The organism is Nocardia sp. CDC153 (genome assembly GCF_035818515.1).
Classification (GTDB): Bacteria; Actinomycetota; Actinomycetes; order Mycobacteriales; family Mycobacteriaceae; genus Nocardia.
The window spans coordinates 81262-97349 of record NZ_JAYKYU010000008.1; the positions used below are offsets into that span (position 1 = coordinate 81262).

18 protein-coding genes are annotated in these 16088 nt (G+C 68.0%); 6 read left to right on the forward strand and 12 right to left on the reverse strand.

Going from position 1 to position 16088, the window contains the following annotated elements:
• Positions 1-4: 4 nt before the first annotated feature.
• The 9 genes from VMT65_RS35530 to VMT65_RS35570 are packed head-to-tail and all read right to left on the reverse strand — an operon-like array spanning position 5 to position 8540.
• The gene (locus tag VMT65_RS35530) at positions 5-604 is read right to left on the reverse strand and encodes a hypothetical protein (RefSeq protein WP_326313076.1); all 600 of its coding nucleotides are present in this window, start codon (positions 602-604) and stop codon (positions 5-7) included.
• The gene (locus VMT65_RS35535; protein WP_326313077.1) at positions 601-1566 is read right to left on the reverse strand and encodes an MlaD family protein; all 966 of its coding nucleotides are present in this window, start codon (positions 1564-1566) and stop codon (positions 601-603) included. Before VMT65_RS35535 ends, VMT65_RS35530 begins: the two co-directional genes overlap by 4 nt.
• The gene (locus VMT65_RS35540; protein ID WP_326313078.1) at positions 1563-2639 is read right to left on the reverse strand and encodes an MlaD family protein; all 1077 of its coding nucleotides are present in this window, start codon (positions 2637-2639) and stop codon (positions 1563-1565) included. The genes VMT65_RS35535 and VMT65_RS35540 overlap by 4 nt, the downstream gene beginning before the upstream one ends.
• Complete coding sequence (locus VMT65_RS35545) at positions 2636-3733, reverse strand: MlaD family protein (protein WP_326313079.1); 1098 nt, start codon at positions 3731-3733, stop codon at positions 2636-2638. Before VMT65_RS35545 ends, VMT65_RS35540 begins: the two co-directional genes overlap by 4 nt.
• The gene (locus VMT65_RS35550; protein ID WP_326313080.1) at positions 3734-4774 is read right to left on the reverse strand and encodes an MlaD family protein; all 1041 of its coding nucleotides are present in this window, start codon (positions 4772-4774) and stop codon (positions 3734-3736) included.
• Positions 4762-5766: an MlaD family protein gene (locus VMT65_RS35555; protein WP_326313081.1), complete on the reverse strand. Its 1005-nt coding sequence runs from the start codon at positions 5764-5766 to the stop codon at positions 4762-4764. The genes VMT65_RS35550 and VMT65_RS35555 overlap by 13 nt, the downstream gene beginning before the upstream one ends.
• On the reverse strand, positions 5763-6812 hold the full coding sequence (locus tag VMT65_RS35560) for an MlaD family protein (protein ID WP_326313082.1): 1050 nt from the start codon (positions 6810-6812) through the stop codon (positions 5763-5765). Before VMT65_RS35560 ends, VMT65_RS35555 begins: the two co-directional genes overlap by 4 nt.
• Positions 6813-6816: 4 nt before the next feature.
• Complete coding sequence (locus VMT65_RS35565; RefSeq protein WP_442790373.1) at positions 6817-7668, reverse strand: ABC transporter permease; 852 nt, start codon at positions 7666-7668, stop codon at positions 6817-6819.
• Positions 7665-8540, reverse strand: coding sequence for an MlaE family ABC transporter permease (locus VMT65_RS35570; RefSeq protein ID WP_442790374.1), 876 nt, complete (start codon positions 8538-8540; stop codon positions 7665-7667). Before VMT65_RS35570 ends, VMT65_RS35565 begins: the two co-directional genes overlap by 4 nt.
• Positions 8541-8750: 210 nt before the next feature.
• Here VMT65_RS35570 and VMT65_RS35575 point away from each other — a divergent pair, with 210 nt between their 5' ends.
• Positions 8751-9026: an Lrp/AsnC family transcriptional regulator gene (locus VMT65_RS35575; RefSeq protein WP_326313084.1), complete on the forward strand. Its 276-nt coding sequence runs from the start codon at positions 8751-8753 to the stop codon at positions 9024-9026.
• A 26-nt stretch (positions 9027-9052) separates the two neighbouring features.
• Here the strand turns inward: VMT65_RS35575 and VMT65_RS35580 are convergent, their stop codons facing one another.
• Positions 9053-9361 (reverse strand): hypothetical protein, encoded by a 309-nt coding sequence (locus tag VMT65_RS35580; RefSeq protein WP_326313085.1) that lies wholly within the window; start codon positions 9359-9361, stop codon positions 9053-9055.
• A 106-nt stretch (positions 9362-9467) separates the two neighbouring features.
• On the opposite strand from VMT65_RS35580, the gene VMT65_RS35585 reads away from it, so the two are divergent.
• Positions 9468-10019: a hypothetical protein gene (locus tag VMT65_RS35585; protein ID WP_326313086.1), complete on the forward strand. Its 552-nt coding sequence runs from the start codon at positions 9468-9470 to the stop codon at positions 10017-10019.
• Here VMT65_RS35585 and trpD read toward each other — a convergent pair.
• Positions 10016-11071 carry an anthranilate phosphoribosyltransferase gene (gene trpD / locus VMT65_RS35590; RefSeq protein ID WP_326313087.1) on the reverse strand — a complete coding sequence of 352 codons (1056 nt, stop codon included), beginning with the start codon at positions 11069-11071 and terminating at the stop codon, positions 10016-10018. The two genes, VMT65_RS35585 and trpD, sit on opposite strands and share 4 nt — an antisense overlap.
• A gap of 23 nt (positions 11072-11094) precedes the next feature.
• The gene (locus VMT65_RS35595; RefSeq protein ID WP_326313088.1) at positions 11095-11517 is read right to left on the reverse strand and encodes a hypothetical protein; all 423 of its coding nucleotides are present in this window, start codon (positions 11515-11517) and stop codon (positions 11095-11097) included.
• Positions 11518-11687: 170 nt separating this feature from the next.
• On the opposite strand from VMT65_RS35595, the gene ctaE reads away from it, so the two are divergent.
• The 4 genes from ctaE (at position 11688) to qcrB (ending at position 16008) form a co-directional block, all read left to right on the forward strand.
• Positions 11688-12299, forward strand: coding sequence for an aa3-type cytochrome oxidase subunit III (gene ctaE / locus VMT65_RS35600; RefSeq protein ID WP_326313089.1), 612 nt, complete (start codon positions 11688-11690; stop codon positions 12297-12299).
• Between the two features lie 84 nt (positions 12300-12383).
• Positions 12384-13244, forward strand: coding sequence for a cytochrome bc1 complex diheme cytochrome c subunit (gene qcrC / locus VMT65_RS35605; protein ID WP_326313090.1), 861 nt, complete (start codon positions 12384-12386; stop codon positions 13242-13244).
• Positions 13241-14389, forward strand: a complete 1149-nt coding sequence (qcrA, locus tag VMT65_RS35610; RefSeq protein WP_326313091.1) for a cytochrome bc1 complex Rieske iron-sulfur subunit — start codon at positions 13241-13243, stop codon at positions 14387-14389. The genes qcrC and qcrA overlap by 4 nt, the downstream gene beginning before the upstream one ends.
• On the forward strand, positions 14386-16008 hold the full coding sequence (qcrB, locus tag VMT65_RS35615; RefSeq protein WP_326313092.1) for a cytochrome bc1 complex cytochrome b subunit: 1623 nt from the start codon (positions 14386-14388) through the stop codon (positions 16006-16008). Before qcrA ends, qcrB begins: the two co-directional genes overlap by 4 nt.
• Positions 16009-16088 lie beyond the last annotated feature (80 nt).

Consider the following 16088-nt stretch of genomic DNA (forward strand, 5'->3'; position numbering starts at 1 on the left):
CCGGCTACTTGGTGGGCAGGGCGTTCTGCAGGCCGCCCACCTCGGTGATCTTCCAGCCGGAATTGCGGTCGATGGTCATGGAATAGGTGACCGTGGTCTGTGCGCCGTCCGGGGTCTGCGCGCTGGTCGAGGTGACGTTCAGGTAGGCGTTGACCTTGTAGATGCCGCCCGCTTCGGAGGTCACCGCCGCCGAGAGCACGGTGGCCTTGGAGGTCCACTGCAGGGGCAGCAGGATCTGTTCGAGTTGTGGTGCGGTGGCGTCGAATTTGGCCGACAGCTGGGGTGTGGTGCCCGCCTGCAGGCGGCCCAGCCAGCCCTTCACATCGTGGTAGTCGATGGTGGAGGCCCCGAGGGCGTAATCGCTGGCGATCTGTTCGGCGTGCCGGTCGGCGGCGGCGGTCGCGTCGCGGTCCGACAGCGTGGCCGCCGCGTGGGCGTAGAGCACCCCGAAGGTGACCGATACCGCCAGCAGCGCGGCGAACGCGGCGGCGATCAGCACGGTCGAGAGCCGAATCGACACGGTGCGTGGGCTTTTCGCGGTCTCGGGAGACTTCTCCGCGGGCTTCTCCGGGGTCTTCGCGGTCGGCTCGGTGGTGGTGGTCATGGCTGTCCTTTCAGGACGATCCGGAAGTGCACCGCGCCGTCGTCCCCGACGCCGCGCAGGGCCTGGTCGATGAGCGCGCTGATATCGAGGGCGGGGGTGCGCTTCAGCGCGTCGCGCACCACGGGATCCAGGGCGGGCCCCAGCGGAGCCAGACTTGGCCCGATCTGCGCGATCAGGGAATCCAGTGACTGCAGGAACGGGACCAAGCCGTCGCCGGTGAAATACGAGGCCACCGGCCGACTTTCGGCCAGGGCGGCACCATTGGCGACGATGTCGTTGAGGGTGACGCCGAACTGGCCGAGTGGGGGCCCCGCATTGGCGAGCGAGGGTCCGAGCCAGTCCATATCGCCGCCCATCGCCTGTAGGTCGGTGAACAGCTGGCGGATGGCGGCGGTGCGGCTGAGCAGGGTGGCCGCCAGCAGATCGGTGGAGCGCTGCAGCACCGCGACGGCGTCATCGGTGCCGGACAGGGCGCGGTCGAAGGTGCCGACCAGGTGTCCGATCGAGTCCGGATGCAATTGGTTCAGCAGATCCACCACCCGCGCCGCCAGATCGGTGACGGTGGTCGGCGCGTGCGCCCGATCGGCCGAGATGACCTGGCCGTCGGACAGATACGGCCCCGCCGCCGACTGCGGCGCGAATTCCAGGTAGGGCTCGCCGAGCGCCGAGAGCTGTTCGATGCGCACCTCGCTGGCGACGGGGACGCGGTAGCGGTCGTCGATGCGCAGTCGCACCCGCACCCCGTGTGCCTGCTTGTCGACCGCCTCGGTGCGGCCGATTTGGATGCCGGTCAGCAGGATCGGCGAATTCACCCCGAGCCCACCCGAATTGTCCAGGCGCAGTTCGGCATCGAAGTAGGCGCGCCGGGGATCGAGATGCAGGACGCCGACGGTCATGTAGGCGATGCCCAGCACCAGCACCGCCGCGATGGCCGAGAACGACAGCAGCGTACGGGTGTTCATCGCACGGCTCCGATCATGCGCAGGGTGTCGACAATGCGGTCGGTGCGGTCGTCCGCCGACAGGGCAGGGCTCGCCACGCTCACCCCGACCAGGTTCACCTTGGGTCCGCGTTCGGCGAACGGAATCAGCTTGTTCTGAATGAGATCGGTGAGCAGCTTCATGTTCGACGGCGAATCGCTGTCGAGCGGATGGCTGCCGAACAGCATCGGCACCACCGCGCGCGCCGCCCCGTCCAGCGAACCGACCAGCGGGCCGAGCCAGGCGGCCGACGGACCCAGCGGGCCGAGGGCGGTGAGCACGAAGATGACACCGTTCTCGGCGGTGATGGCGTCGGTGGTGTGCTGGACGCCGAAGGGGGTGAGCAGGCCGTCGAGCGTGGGCTCGTTCTTGGCGACCCCGTCGTTCACCGTGGCCTGCAGACCGTCCAGCAGGGCGTCGACCGAGGCGAGATGGTCACCCAGATCGGTGAAGTCCGCACCCAGCACCCCGGCGATGCGCGCGGTGTCGGCCGGATCGCGCGGCATCACCCCGTTCATCTTGCGCACGATGTCCTGGAAGTCGGAGACCGCGCCGCTGCCGATGAAGGTCGACAACCCGGCCAGCACGTCCTCGATCGAGGGCGAGCGGGTGGTGTCGGCGAGCGGGATGGTCGCGCCCGGTCGCAGTTGTGCCGCACCGGAAGTCGCGGGCTCGGACAGCGCGATGTGGACATCGCCGAGCGGCGTGTCCTGGCGCAGTTCGGCGGTGGTGCCCACGGGCAGCCGCACCGCGGCGCGCACGGCGATATCGGCGATGGCGTATCCGGGCTTGGCGGGTCGGTCACCGGTCGCGGGCTGCGCGTCCACCAGGGTGACGTGGGTGAGTTGACCGACCCGCACGCCGTCGGCGAGCACCTTCGCGCCCTGCGGCAGATTCAGCACATTGGCGAACTCGATGCGCAGGGTGTAGGTGGGTCCCGAGACGCCCGAGCCGGGAACGGGAATGTCGGCGGGCTGCAGATCGCAGGCGGTGACCGCGAAAAGCACCGTGAGATAGGTGATCACGTGCACTCCGGCACGACGCCAGGTGTTCATCGCGCGCTCACCGCCGCCAACAGCGCGGGCACCGCGGGAACCGTGACCACTCCACCGCTCACCTGGCAGCCCGCTCCGGTGAGGGCCTGCACGGCCGCGCACAGCCGATCGGAATCGGACTGCGCGAGTGCGAGTTTCGGCGGCGCGTACCCGAGGGTGAACTGTCCGGTGTCCGGGTCGAGCGCGGTGGCGAAACCGGTGGCCACCGCCGGGGCCATGCCGATCACCTGGGTGAGCGAACCCACCCCCGAGGCGAGCAGCCGCGCGAGGCCCGCGCCATCGAGCTTCTTCAGCAGCGGCGCAGCCAGCATCATGATGGCGTCATTGGCCTGCGGCAGCACATTGGTCAGCGCCGCCACCAGCTCGATGATGGGCGGGAAGGCCAGGTTGACGATATCGGTGAAGGCCTGCGGCAGACCGATGGACACCTCACGCAGGTGCGGCCAACCGTTGCGCGCGCGATGGGCCAGCTCGGTGAGCGCGTCCAGCAGCTTGCCCAGATGGCCGACCGCGGCGTCGGGCGCGGCGAGCGCGGTGGACAGCTGTTTGATGAGGCCGTTGATCTCATCGCCGGTGCCGGTGGTCGCCGCATCCAGGGCATCGAGGCCGGAGGCGAGCGCGGTGCGCTGACCGGCGTCCCCGCCGCCGTTCAAACCGTCGACCAGGCTGGTGAGCGCGGCGAAGGTCTGCGAAAGGCTCTTGGGTGTCAGCGTTTTGGTGATGCAGGTGTCCGGATTCCAGGCCGCCCCGGTCGGTTCGGCCCCGATCAGGGTGAGGGTGCGGTCGGAGACCAGGGTGTCGCTCACGGTCACCGCGCCGACATCGGGCGGCAGCTTGCGGTCGGCCCGGACGGTGAAGCGCACCAGGGCCGTCGGACCGTGCGGGCTGATCTCGGTGACCCGGCCGACCGGTATGCCGAGGATGGCGACGGCGCTGCCTTTGTACAGGCCGATGGTGTCGGGCATTTCGGCGCAGTAGCCGCGCGTGGGCGGCTCGGGTTTGCTCAGGCGCAGACCGATCCCGGCCGCCAGCACGAGGGTCAGCACGACCGCGATCGACATGAACCCGCGAGAGCCCAGTACTCGCTTGACCATTCAGCACCCTCCTCCGGGCACGGGTACGGGCACGCACACCGAGGCGACCGGCACACTCGCGCCCGACTGATCGACGCTCACCCCGCCGCCCGCGGGCAGCAATGGCCGCAGACGCTGCTCCAGGCCGCGTACCGAATCCAGCAGCGTGCCCAGCCGATCACCGAGCTCGCTCAGTGTCGGGATGGCATCGGCCAGGGTCTGCGCGCGATCCTTCAGGCCGTTGTCCCAGGCCCGGCCCAGCGGGGTGAAGTCGGTGGCCACCGCCGCGAGATCGCGCAGCGCCTGCGACACCACCACCTTGTTGTTGCGGATGAGCTCCTCGAGGGTGCCGAAGGTGTTCATCAGCCGGGCCAGCACATCGGAATTCGCGTCGAGCGCCGAGAGATACTCGTCGGCCATGGACAGGGTGCGCGAGATATCGGCGTTCTGCTTGTCCAGGATGCCGACCAGATCACCGGCCGCGTGCAGGGCCGCGCGCACCGAATCCGGGCTGCCGCCGACCGATTGGGACACCGCGGCCAGATCCTGGCGCAGCATGCCGCCGTCGATCTTGGCGACCGGGTCGATCGCGTCCTGGAAGGCGCGGGTGAGGCTGTAGGGCAGCTGCACTCGATCCTGCGGAATCACGCTGTCGCCCAAGGGTTTCGCGCCCGCGGGCGTGAGCGCCAGATAGTAGCCGCCGACCACGGTCAGCATGCGCACGTCCAGGGTGCTCTGATCGCCGACGAAGGTGTCGGCGGCGACGCTGAACTCCATGCGCACCCGATCCGCCAGCAGGGTCAGCGATTTCACCTTGCCCACCGGGATCCCGGCGACTCGCACATCGTCGCCGGTGCGAATCGTGCCGGCCTGGGACAGGTCGGCACGATAGGTGTGCTCGGGGGTGGTTCCGGTGGCGTACACCGCGCCGATGGCGATGACCAGCAGCACGACGACGGCCAATCCGGCTATGCCCCAGCGGATGTCGTCACGGGGTTCGGGGTGGCCGGTGCGCTGCCCCCACGACTCGAGACTGGGCCGCCACGATCTCAGTTCTGGCACAGCGTGATCCTCTGTCCGGCGATCAGCAGCCGCAGCGGCTCGGGCGCGGTGGCCGGGCCGTGCAAGCAGGTGGGTACGGCGTCGGGACCGGTCGGCGGCACCGCGGCGGTCATGGCCTGAATCAGGCCCGGCAGCCGGTCGAACACGGCCACCGCCTGCTTCGGGTCCGGGAACGCCTGCTTCAGGACGGTGTCCAGGTCCCGGTCGCGGGCACCGGTGACACCGAGCACGGTGAGCAGGTCCCGAAGTGGTTGCAGCACCGGCGGAATGGTGGCGGAGAAAGTGATCAGACCCGGCAGTTTGTCGCTGATGGTGACGAACAGGTCGGTCATATTGGTGAGCAGCTTGATGGCATTGCCCGACTTGCCGCCCATGTGCTCGGAGACCTGGGACAGATTCGCGACCAGGGTGGACAGCACCGCCTGCCGATCGGTGGCGTAGTGGCTGAGCTTCTCGATACCACCCAGCGCCGGGCCCAGACCGGTGCCGTCGCCCTGGATGACCGCCAGCACGGAGGTCGCGAACTGGTTGAGGTCATCGGGCGACATCTGCGCCAGCACCGGTTGCAGACCCTTGAACAGCGTCGTGATGTCGAAGGCGGGCACGGTCTCCGCGGCGGTGAAGGCGTCGCCGGGGGCGCGGCGGCCGACGGGCCGCTCGGGCTGCTGCAGATCCAGATAGCGGAAGCCGGTGAGGTTCTGGAAGCGGACCGCGATGGTGGTATTGGCGAAGACCGGGTGGTCGCGGCTGACGGTGAACCGCACGCGGGCCAGGCTGCCGGACAGCCCCACGGCCTCGACCTTGCCGACCTGAACCCCGTACAGCCGCACATCGTCGCCGACGCGCACGCCATTGGCGTCGGTGAAAAGCGCGGTGTAGGTGTCTGTTTCGCCGCTCACCGGGCGCTCGACCACGCGGAACACGCCGATCAGCACCACCGTCATGACCACGACGGCCGTGCCGACGCGCAGCAGCAGGGCGGGGGTTCTCATCGCGGGCCCTCCCCGTCGGCCGGTCCCAGCTGCGCCGAAAGCGGTTGCGCCAGGGCGGGAACCAGCTCCACGGCGGCGTCGAGCACCGGCCCGTCCGGGCTGTCGTGGAAGGCCGCGCCCAGGCGCGAGAGCAGGTCGGTGAGCTGCCCCGCCGAGCGGTCGGGCGTGCTCACCGAGGCGGCGATCCGATCCAGGATCAGACTGCCCATCGGCATCAGCCCCTGGAAATACCGCTGTGAGGTGCCGAGCATGGTGGTGGCCACCGGCAGCAACTCGCCGCGTATCCGATCGAACATCGCGCCGTAGTTCTGCAGTTGCTCGGCGCTTTTCAGATGCTCGTTGGTATAGGACGCCCACAGCACCGCCAGGCCGCCGGTGAGCATGGGCGGCAATCCGGTCAGCGCGGACCCGTACCGGTCGAACAGCAGCGACGGCGGCAGCTGCTGGGTCTCGGCGAAGGAGCGGGCGGTCGCGCCGATGGCTTGCAGCAGCGGGACGAAACCGTCGAGGTCATGGGCGAATCGGCGCAGCAGCTCGACCAGTTCGGGGGTCAGGACCCGGTCGGTGAGGGTGCCGGTCGACTTCAGCAGGGTGGCCAAGGTGGCGTCGCGGACCCGGCCCGCATCACCGGTGAGGTCCACGGTCGCGCCGTCGACGAGTGCCGAACCCCCCGCGCCCGAATGCAATTCGACCGAGCTGATCCCGAACAGGTTGCCCGGCGCGTAATCCAGGGTCAGCCCGTCGGTGAGACCGAAGAGTTGGGAACCATTGAGGTTCAGCGTCATTCGCTGCCGTCCGGCACCCGAGGCGTCGATGGCGGTGACCGTGCCGACGCGCACACCGTCCAGACGCACATCGGTGCCGGGCGCGACGCCCGCGCCGACCCGGCCCACCAGCAGGGCCACATGCAGCTCATCCGGGGGAGTGGTCTCGGGCCAGGCGCGCCAGCCGACCACGGTCAACAGCGACAGCACCAGGGCGCACACGCCGAGCACCCGCGCACGACGGGGTCCCACTTCGGTTCCGGGCAGGGAATATTCGGGCATGTCATCACCCCGTGAACGAGACCGGGGAGCGGAAGCCCCACAGCACGATGGTGGCCAGCATGTCCAGGGCGATGATCGCGACCAGGCTGGCGCGAATCGCCCGCCCCGAGCCGACGCCCACGCCCTCGGGACCGCCGGTGGCGAAAAACCCCTGATAGCAATGGATCAGGACCACGGCCACCGCGAACAGCATCACCTTGATGGTCGCGGCCACCACATCCCAGCCGACCACGAACTGATCGAAATAGTGGTTGTAGGTGCCCGACGGGGTGCCGTGCACGGTGGTCACGATCAGCTCGCAGGAGGCGTAGCTCAGGATCAGCGCCACCACGAAAGCCGGTGCCACCGCGATGATCCCGGCCACCACCCGGGTGGTGACCACGAACGGCACCGAGCGGATGCCCAGCGATTCCAGGGCGTCGATCTCCTCGGAGATGCGCATGGAGCCGATCTCGGCGGTCATCCGGCAGCCGGCCTGCGCGGCGAACCCGATGCCCGCCGCGATCGGGGCCAGCTCGCGGGTCACCCCGAACGCCGAGATCAGGCCGCTGAGCTGACCCAGCGACAGCAGATTCAACGCGCTGAACGCCTCGATGCCGATGGACGCGCCCATGGCCGCACCCATCAGCAGCATGAGCGGCACCACGCCGCCGCCGATGATGACCGAACCGCGCCCCCAGGTCATATCGGTGATCACCGCGGCGGTCTGGCGGCGGTAGTGGACCAGGGTGTAGGGCACCGAGGACAGCACCTGCCAGGCGAAACCTATGACGAATCCCAGGTTTTCGATCGGACCCAGGGGGCGCAGGCGACGGGTCCAGCCCAGCCCGGGCGGGGTGTAGGGGGCCGCCATCACGCCATCCGAATCGGGATGAACATGGTGACCACCTGCGTGATCGCGGTGTTCAAGACCGTGACCGCGGCCACCGACATCACCACCGCGGCGTTCACGCCGTCCGCGACCCCGCGCGGGCCGCCCTTGGCCTCGAGGCCGCGCTGGCAGGCGATGACCACCACCAGGAACCCGAAGATCACCGATTTGACCAGCGACACCCAAATGTCGATGGGCATGGTGAACGAGCCGAACGACTGCCAGTACGACCCCGGCGTCACCCCCAGTGCCGTCACCGCCACCGCGAAACCGGAGGCGATGCCGATGCAGATGATCAGCACATTGAGCAGCGGCGCGACCAGCATCATGGCGGCGATGCGCGGAACCACCAGGCGCTGCACCGGATCCACGCCCATCACCCGCATGGCGTCGACCTCCTCGCGGATGGTGCGCGCGCCCAGGTCCGCGGCGATGGCGGCGGCCCCGGCCCCGCCGAGCAGCATGGCGGTGGCCAGGGGCGCACCCTGTTTGATGACGCCGAGCCCGCCGGCCGCGCCGATCATGGAATCCGCGCCCAGTTGCGAGACGATATTGCCGACCTGCGCCGAGACGATGACGCCGAACGGAATCGCCATCAGCACACTGGGTATCGCGGTGACGCGAATGAGAAACCAAGCTTGCGTGAGTGTTTCGTGGACCGGGAAGCGCAACCGGGTCAGATCCGCGCCGCCGATCCGAACGGCATTCGCCGCCATCCGCAACGAGCGGCCCAGTGTCGCCAGGCTCGACAGCACCGTCTCGCCGAAGTTTCGTCGTAGTACCTGTGCCCCGGACATTTCCGCGGCATTGGACATCTCCGTGGCTTGGTACGAATCGTCTGTCTCGGTCGACGACATCGAACCTCCTTGCGGCTCTTCGTCACTCCCCTGGACGATCACCCGCAGGCACCTGCTGCCCCACCAGCCGTGCGAATCCCGCGCCGATCTTGGGGGCAGACCCTACCCCGAGTGGAACAGGTTCTAGATGCCTTTCGAAAATCTGGCGGTTCGGGCATATCCGGGTGGGAAACCTGGGCCGCCGGTCGCGTGCTGGCTAGAGTTGGGCGCATGATTACCGCGATTGTGCTGATCTCGGCCGAGGTGGATCGGATTCCCGAGACCGCGGAGGAATTGGCCGACATCAAGGGTGTGGCCGAGGTTTACTCGTGCGCGGGGGATGTGGATCTGATCGCCGTGGTGCGGGTGCGCGACCACGAGGAGATCGCCGAGGTGGTGACGGGGCGGATCAACAAGACGCCCGGCGTGCTGCGCACCGCCACCCACATCGCGTTCAAGTCCTACTCGCGCGCGGATGTGGAGGCGGGGTTCTCGATCGGCGAATGATCGCCGGAGTCAATGGGACCGCGGGGTCAGCGCGTCTGCACCGACGCGCCGAGCGCGGTGCCGGTATGGCCGGGCTCGACAATGTGCGTGACGCCGCCCTTGCAGCCGGGGAACAGATACACCCGGACCCGCTTGTCGGTCTCGTTGTCGACATTCAGGCGGTGCGGGACGCTGCGGATGGTCACGCAGTCGTCGGGATTGCCGTAGTTGCGCCCGTCCACCGTCAGGTTGCCGGTGTCGGTGGCCTCCACGCGGGCCGTGTGCGCCGCGCTGACCGGGATGCCGATGCCTAGAAACACGGCCACCAGGCCGGGTAGCACCACTCCGTATCGCATGTCGCAAACTGTAACGCCGCCGTGACATTCGGCAACGAAACACACAGCCGAGTGCCCCGAACTCTCAGGACACTCGGAGGAAAAAGTCCACGAGAGGGCATTACCGATGTTCGTGAAGGTTTGCGGCCTGACCAGCGAGGAACAGATCGATTGGGCCGTCGAGCTCGGCTACTCGGCGATCGGCGTGGTCGGCACGACCAAGAGCAAGCGCTATCGCGAACCGGCCCGGGCCCGGGAGCTCGCCGCCTACGCGCGCGGGAAGATCCGCAGCTTCGTGGTGGCCTTCGACAGGTCCGAGGTCGCCGAGGTGATCGACGATTTCGACGTCGTCCAGCTCTACCGCTGGACCGACCTGCCCAATCTCGCGTACTGCTCGGCGGCCGAACCGGATCCGGCGCAGGGCTACGAGTACTTCTTCTACGACGCCAGCACCGGCTCGGGCGTCTTCGCCGAATTCCCGGACTGGGTCGGGAAGGTGCCCGGCAAGCTCGTGCTCGCGGGGGGACTCGATGCCGGGAACGTCGCGGGCGTGATCGCGGCTCACCGGCCCTACGGTGTGGACGTGTCCAGCTCGGTCGAACTCGCGCCCGGCGTCAAGAGTTTCGACGCCATGCGCGAATTCATCGAAGCCACCAAAGCGGCCACCAAGCTCGGCTAGTTCGCGCCGAGCTCGTTCGAGACGGCGACCCAGCGATCCAGCAACGCTGCGGCCGCGCCGGAGTCGACCGTCTCGGCCACCCGCTTCAGCGCCTCCGCCAGTTTCGCGTGCAGATCGAGCTCGACCTCCTCGGGCCGCAGCTCGAAGGCCACCAGCGCCGCCGCCGAGTTCAACAGCACCGCGTCGCGCACCGGGCCCGGATCGCCCGCGAACATATTGCGGGCGATCACCGCGTTCATCTCCGCGTCGCCGCCGCGCAGCGCCTCCGGATTCACCCGCTCGATGCCGAGTTCGGTTGGGTCGATGGTGGTTTCGTGGGTGAGACCGCCCGCGACCACCCACACGTCGGTGGTGTCGGCGGTGGTGATCTCGTCCAGGCCGTCATTGCCGCGCACCACCAGTGCCGAGGCCCCACGCTTGGCGAACACGCCCGCGATCACCCGCACCAGATCCGGGAAGGCGCACCCGATCAGACCCGCGCGCGGCTGCGCCGGATTGGTCAGCGGGCCCAGGATATTGAAGACCGTCGGAATCCCGATCTCACCGCGCGCCTGACTGGCGTAGCGCAGCGACGGATGGAACACCGGCGCGAAACAGAAGCCGATCCCGGCCTGGCGCACGCATTCGGCCACCGACTCCGGACCGAGCGCGATCTTCACGCCCAGCGCCTCGAGCACGTCCGCGCCGCCGCTCTTGGACGACGCCGCCCGGTTGCCGTGCTTGACGACCGGAATCCCGGTGGCCGCCACCACGATCGAGGACATGGTGGAAATGTTCACGGTGCCCGAGCGGTCACCGCCGGTGCCGACGATGTCGACCGCCGGGGCGTCGACGCTGACCCGGCGGGCGTGCGCGAGCATGCCGTCGGCCAGGCCGCTCAGCTCGGCGGGGGTCGGGCCCTTCATCTTCAGGGCCACGCCGAAGGCCGCGATCTGCGCGGAGGTGGCGTTGTCGGTGAAGATCTCGTTCATGGCCCACGCGGCCTCATCCGAGGACAGATCGTTGCCGTCGGTGAGGGTGCCGAGAATGTCTCGCCAGCTGCGCGCGCTCATGAGGGCAAGCCTAGTGCGCGGGGCTAGTTCTTATTGCCCGGACCGGCGGCGGGCTGCAGCGCATCCCAGCCCAGGGCGTCGCCGTCGTGGCGCTGCGCGAGACCGGCCATGCGCGAACGCTCCTGGGAACAGTGCAGGGCGTCGAGGATCTGAATGCGCTGCAAGACCAGCTTGGCCGGATCCGAGTCCGAGACCGACGCGGTGTTATAGCCATCCTGCGCGGCAATGACTTGCACCGCATTCACCTGGGCGGCGGGAACCCGGAGGTGGTGCCGGAGGACTACTGGTTGGTCAGCGGTCCAGTCCAATGCCTTGCCCAGGGCCGCCGAACAGGCTTCCGCGTCATCGAAACTCGACGCCACCACGACCAGATCCGGACGCCCCGGATCCAGTTCCGTTGCCGCACTCCGCCCGAGCAGTCCCCGCCACCACGATTTCAGACTCATAAATCCCTCTCAGCACAGCTCAGCTTCCTCTTACCTGCGCAATCTAGGCTCCACCGTGACACGCCGAGAGGCCCCGCGAGACGCTCGCTCGCCCTGGGCTTTCCGACACGTACGACGAACTTTCGTACCCCGCTACGCCTGTCGTACTACGACAAGTCATACTTACCGGCGTGACGACCGCAGTAGGGACCCCAGGATCGGCCATTACCCAGCGTGTGCATTCGCTGAACCGGCCCAACATGGTCAGCGTCGGTACCATCATCTGGCTGTCGAGCGAGCTGATGTTCTTCGCGGGCCTGTTCGCCATGTACTTCGTTGCTCGCGCGCAGGCCCACGGCAACTGGCCGCCGGAGCCGACCGAGCTGAACATGAAGCTCGCCGTGCCGGTGACCGCGGTGCTGATCGCCTCCTCGTTCACCTGCCAGATGGGCGTGTTCGCCGCGGAGAAGGGCGACGTCTTCGGCCTGCGCCGCTGGTACCTGCTGACCTTCCTGATGGGTGCGTTCTTCGTCGGTGGCCAGGCCACCGAGTACCACGCCCTGTACTCGGAGGGCACCTCGATCTCCAGCAGCGTGTACGGCTCGGTGTTCTTCATCACCACCGGTTTCCACGGTCTGCACGTCATCGGCGGTCTCATCGCGTTCATCTTCCTGCTGGTGCGCACCAAGCTCAGCAAGTTCACCCCGGCGCAGGCCACGGCGGCGATCGTCGTCTCCTACTACTGGCACTTCGTCGACATCGTCTGGATCGGCCTCTTCGCCACGATCTACTTCGTCCGCTAGCCCGGACGCGCCGAGCGCCCCAGCCCCGCGCCCGGCAGCCACAAGCTTGTACAAGTCGGTTCCGTCTACTCCAAAGGGACACAGATGAGTTCATCTCCCCCGTCAGCGCCAGATCCCGAGGGGATCGGCCAGGCCACCAAGATCCGCAAGCAGCGCCGCACACGGCGCAAGCTGGTCGGCGGTCTGGTCCTCCTGATGGGCCTCGTCGGAGCCGGATTCGCGGCGTCGGCCCTGACCCCGCAGGCTCAGGTCGCGACCGCCAAAGAGGACCAGTCCGCGCTCATTCGCGAGGGCAAGCAGATCTACGACACCTCCTGCGTCACCTGCCACGGTGCCAACCTGCAGGGCGTCCAGGATCGCGGCCCCAGCCTGATCGGCGTCGGTGAGGCCGCGGTCTACTTCCAGGTCTCCACCGGCCGCATGCCCGCCGCCGCCAATGGCGCCCAGATCGTCCGCAAGCCCCCGAAGTTCGACGCGCACCAGACCGACGCGCTCGGCGCGTACGTCGAGTCCCAGGGCGGCGGTCCGACCGTGCTGCGCGACAGCAATGGCGAACTGGCCTCGGAGTCCATCATCGAGGGCCGCGACCTCGGCCGCGGTGGCGAGCTGTTCCGCATGAACTGCGCGTCCTGCCACAACTTCACCGGCAAGGGCGGCGCGCTGTCCTCCGGCAAGTTCGCGCCGCCGCTGGAACCGGCCACCGAGCAGCAGATCTACCTGGCCATGCTCACCGGCCCGCAGAACATGCCGAAGTTCTCCGACCGGCAGCTGACGCCGGAGGAGAAGAAGGACATCGTCGCCTACATCAAGGACCGCATGGAGACCAAGTCCGAGGGCGGCTACGGCCTCGGCGGCTTCGGTCCCGCGACCGAGGGTCTGGCGATCTGGGTCGTCGGCATCGTGGTCCTGGTCGGTTCCGCGATGTGGATCGGTTCCCGGTCATGAGCGAACAGGAGCGAAACAGCATGGGGGACAACCCCACCGAACCCACCGAAGAGCAGCTCGACGCCATGTCACAGGCCGAGCTGGTCAAGCTCGGCACCGAGCTCGACGGCGTCGACGTCGCCTACCGCGCCCCGCGCTGGCCGGTCGAGGGCACCCGGGCCGAGAAGCGCGCCGAGCGCCGCGTGGCCCTGTGGTTCGGCATCTCCGCCATCTCGGCCGCCGCGCTCATCGGCATCTACCTGTTCTGGCCCTGGGAGTACAAGGGTCGTCACCAGGACGGTAATGCGCAGTACACGCTGACCACCCCGCTGTACGGCATCACGCTCGGCATCGCCGTGCTGGCCATCGGCATTGCGGTCGTGCTGATCCGCAAGCACTTCATCCCCGCCGAGATCTCCATCCAGGACCGCCACGACGGCAAGTCCTCCGAGGTCGACCGCCGCACCCTGGTCGCCGAGCTGTCCGACGCGCTCGAGACCTCCACCCTGGGCCGCCGCAAGCTCATCACCCGCACCGCGGGCCTGGGCGCGGGTCTGCTCGGTGTGGGCGCGCTGTTCGTCTTCGTCGGCGGCATGATCAAGAACCCGTGGGCCAAGGGCGACAAGTCGCCGCTGTGGGTCTCGGGCTGGACCCCGGACTACCCGGGCGAGACCGTCTTCCTGCGCCGCGACACCGGCCGTCCCGAGGACATCGTCCTCGTCAAGCCGGAGGATCTGGACGCGGGCGCCATGGAAACCGTCTTCCCCTGGAAGGAATCCTGGCGCGGAGACGAGAAGAAGACCCTCGAGTCGCTGCGTGGAATCCGCAACGCGGTCATGCTGATCCGCCTGCGCACCCACGACGCCGAGCACGCCATCAAGCGCAAGGGCCAGGAGAGCTTCAACTACGGCGACTACTTCGCCTACTCGAAGATCTGCACCCACCTCGGCTGCCCCACCTCGCTGTTCGAGCAGCAGACCAACCGAATCCTGTGCCCCTGCCACCAGTCGCAGTTCTCGGCGACCGAGTGGGGTAAGCCGGTCTTCGGTCCGGCCGCGCGTGCGCTGCCGCAGCTGCCGATCACCGTCAACGCCGATGGCTACCTGGTCGCCCAGCACGACTTCATCGAGCCCCTCGGCCCGGCCTACTGGGAGCGTCGTTCATGAGCCCGAGCAAAGCGGCCGTGCAGGCCAACGAAATCGACGAACGCTACCGGGTAGCGGCCTTCGCCAAGCGCTCGATCAACAAGGTCTTCCCGACCCACTGGTCGTTCCTGCTCGGTGAGATCGCGCTGTACGCGTTCATCATCCTGCTGCTGTCGGGTATCTACCTGACGCTGTACTTCGACCCGTCCATGTCGGAGACCGTGTACCAGGGCGCCTACCAGCCCCTGCGCGGTGTCACCATGTCGCGGGCCTACGAGACGGCGCTGAACATCTCCTTCGAGGTGCGCGGCGGTCTGTTCGTGCGCCAGGTGCACCACTGGGCGGCACTGCTTTTCGCGTCGTCGATCATCATCCACCTGTTCCGCATCTTCTTCACCGGCGCGTTCCGCAAGCCGCGTGAGGCGAACTGGGTGATCGGCTCGCTGCTGCTGATCCTGGCCATGTTCGAGGGCTTCTTCGGCTACTCGATCCCGGACGACCTGCTCTCCGGTACCGGTCTGCGCGCCGCCTTCGGCGGTATCACCATGGGTATCCCGGTGATCGGCACCTGGATGCACTGGCTGATCTTCGGCGGTGACTTCCCGGGCACCATCATCATTCCGCGCCTGTACATCGCGCACGTGCTGCTGCTGCCGGGCATCATCCTGGCGCTGATCGCCGCGCACGTGGCGCTGGTGTGGTACCAGAAGCACACCCAGTTCCCCGGACCGGGCCGCACCGAGAAGAACGTCGTCGGCGCGCGCATCATCCCGGTGTTCGCCGCCGACCAGGGCGCGTTCTTCGCCTTCACCCTCGGCGTCGTCGCGATCATGGGTGGCGTGTTCCAGATCAACCCGATCTGGAACCTGGGTCCCTACAACCCGTCTCAGGTCTCCGCGGGTTCGCAGCCGGACTTCTACATGATGTGGACCGACGGTATGGCGCGTCTCATGCCGCCGTGGGAGCTGTACCTGGGCCGCTACACCGTGCCCGCGCCGTTCTGGGTCGCCCTGATCATGGGTCTGGTGTTCACCGTGCTGATCGCCTACCCGTGGATCGAGAAGCGCCTCACCGGTGACACCGCTCGCCACAACCTGCTGCAGCGTCCGCGCGACGTGCCGGTCCGCACCGCCATCGGTGCCATGGCCATCGCGTTCTACATGGTGCTGACCCTGGCGTGTGTCAACGACATCCTGTCGCTGAAGTTCGACATCTCGCTGAACGCCACCACCTGGTTCTTCCGCATCGCGCTGCTGCTGGCCCCGCCGATCGCCTACTTCGCCGCCTACCGGTTCTGCATCGGTCTGCAGCGCAGCGACCGCGCGGTCCTCGAGCACGGCATCGAAACCGGTGTCATCAAGCGCCTCCCGCACGGCGAATACATCGAGGTGCACCAGCCCCTGGGCCCGGTCGACTCCCACGGCCACCCCATCCCGCTGGAATACCAGGGCGCCCCCGTGCCCAAGAAGATGTCCAAGCTGGGCTCCGCAGGCGCCCCCGGCACCGGCTCCTTCCTCCGCGCCGACCCCGCCGCGGAGCAGGAACAGAACGTGGCCATCGCCCACGAGGAAGAGCACAACATGCTCGCCGCCCTCGAATCGGCCCAGAACGCCGCCAAGGGCACCCAGTCCGACCACTGATCGGATAGTTCGTCACAAGGCAAGGCCCCGAGTCGCTTCCGACTCGGGGCCTTCCCCATTCCTGGGCCGGTACGCGGTCG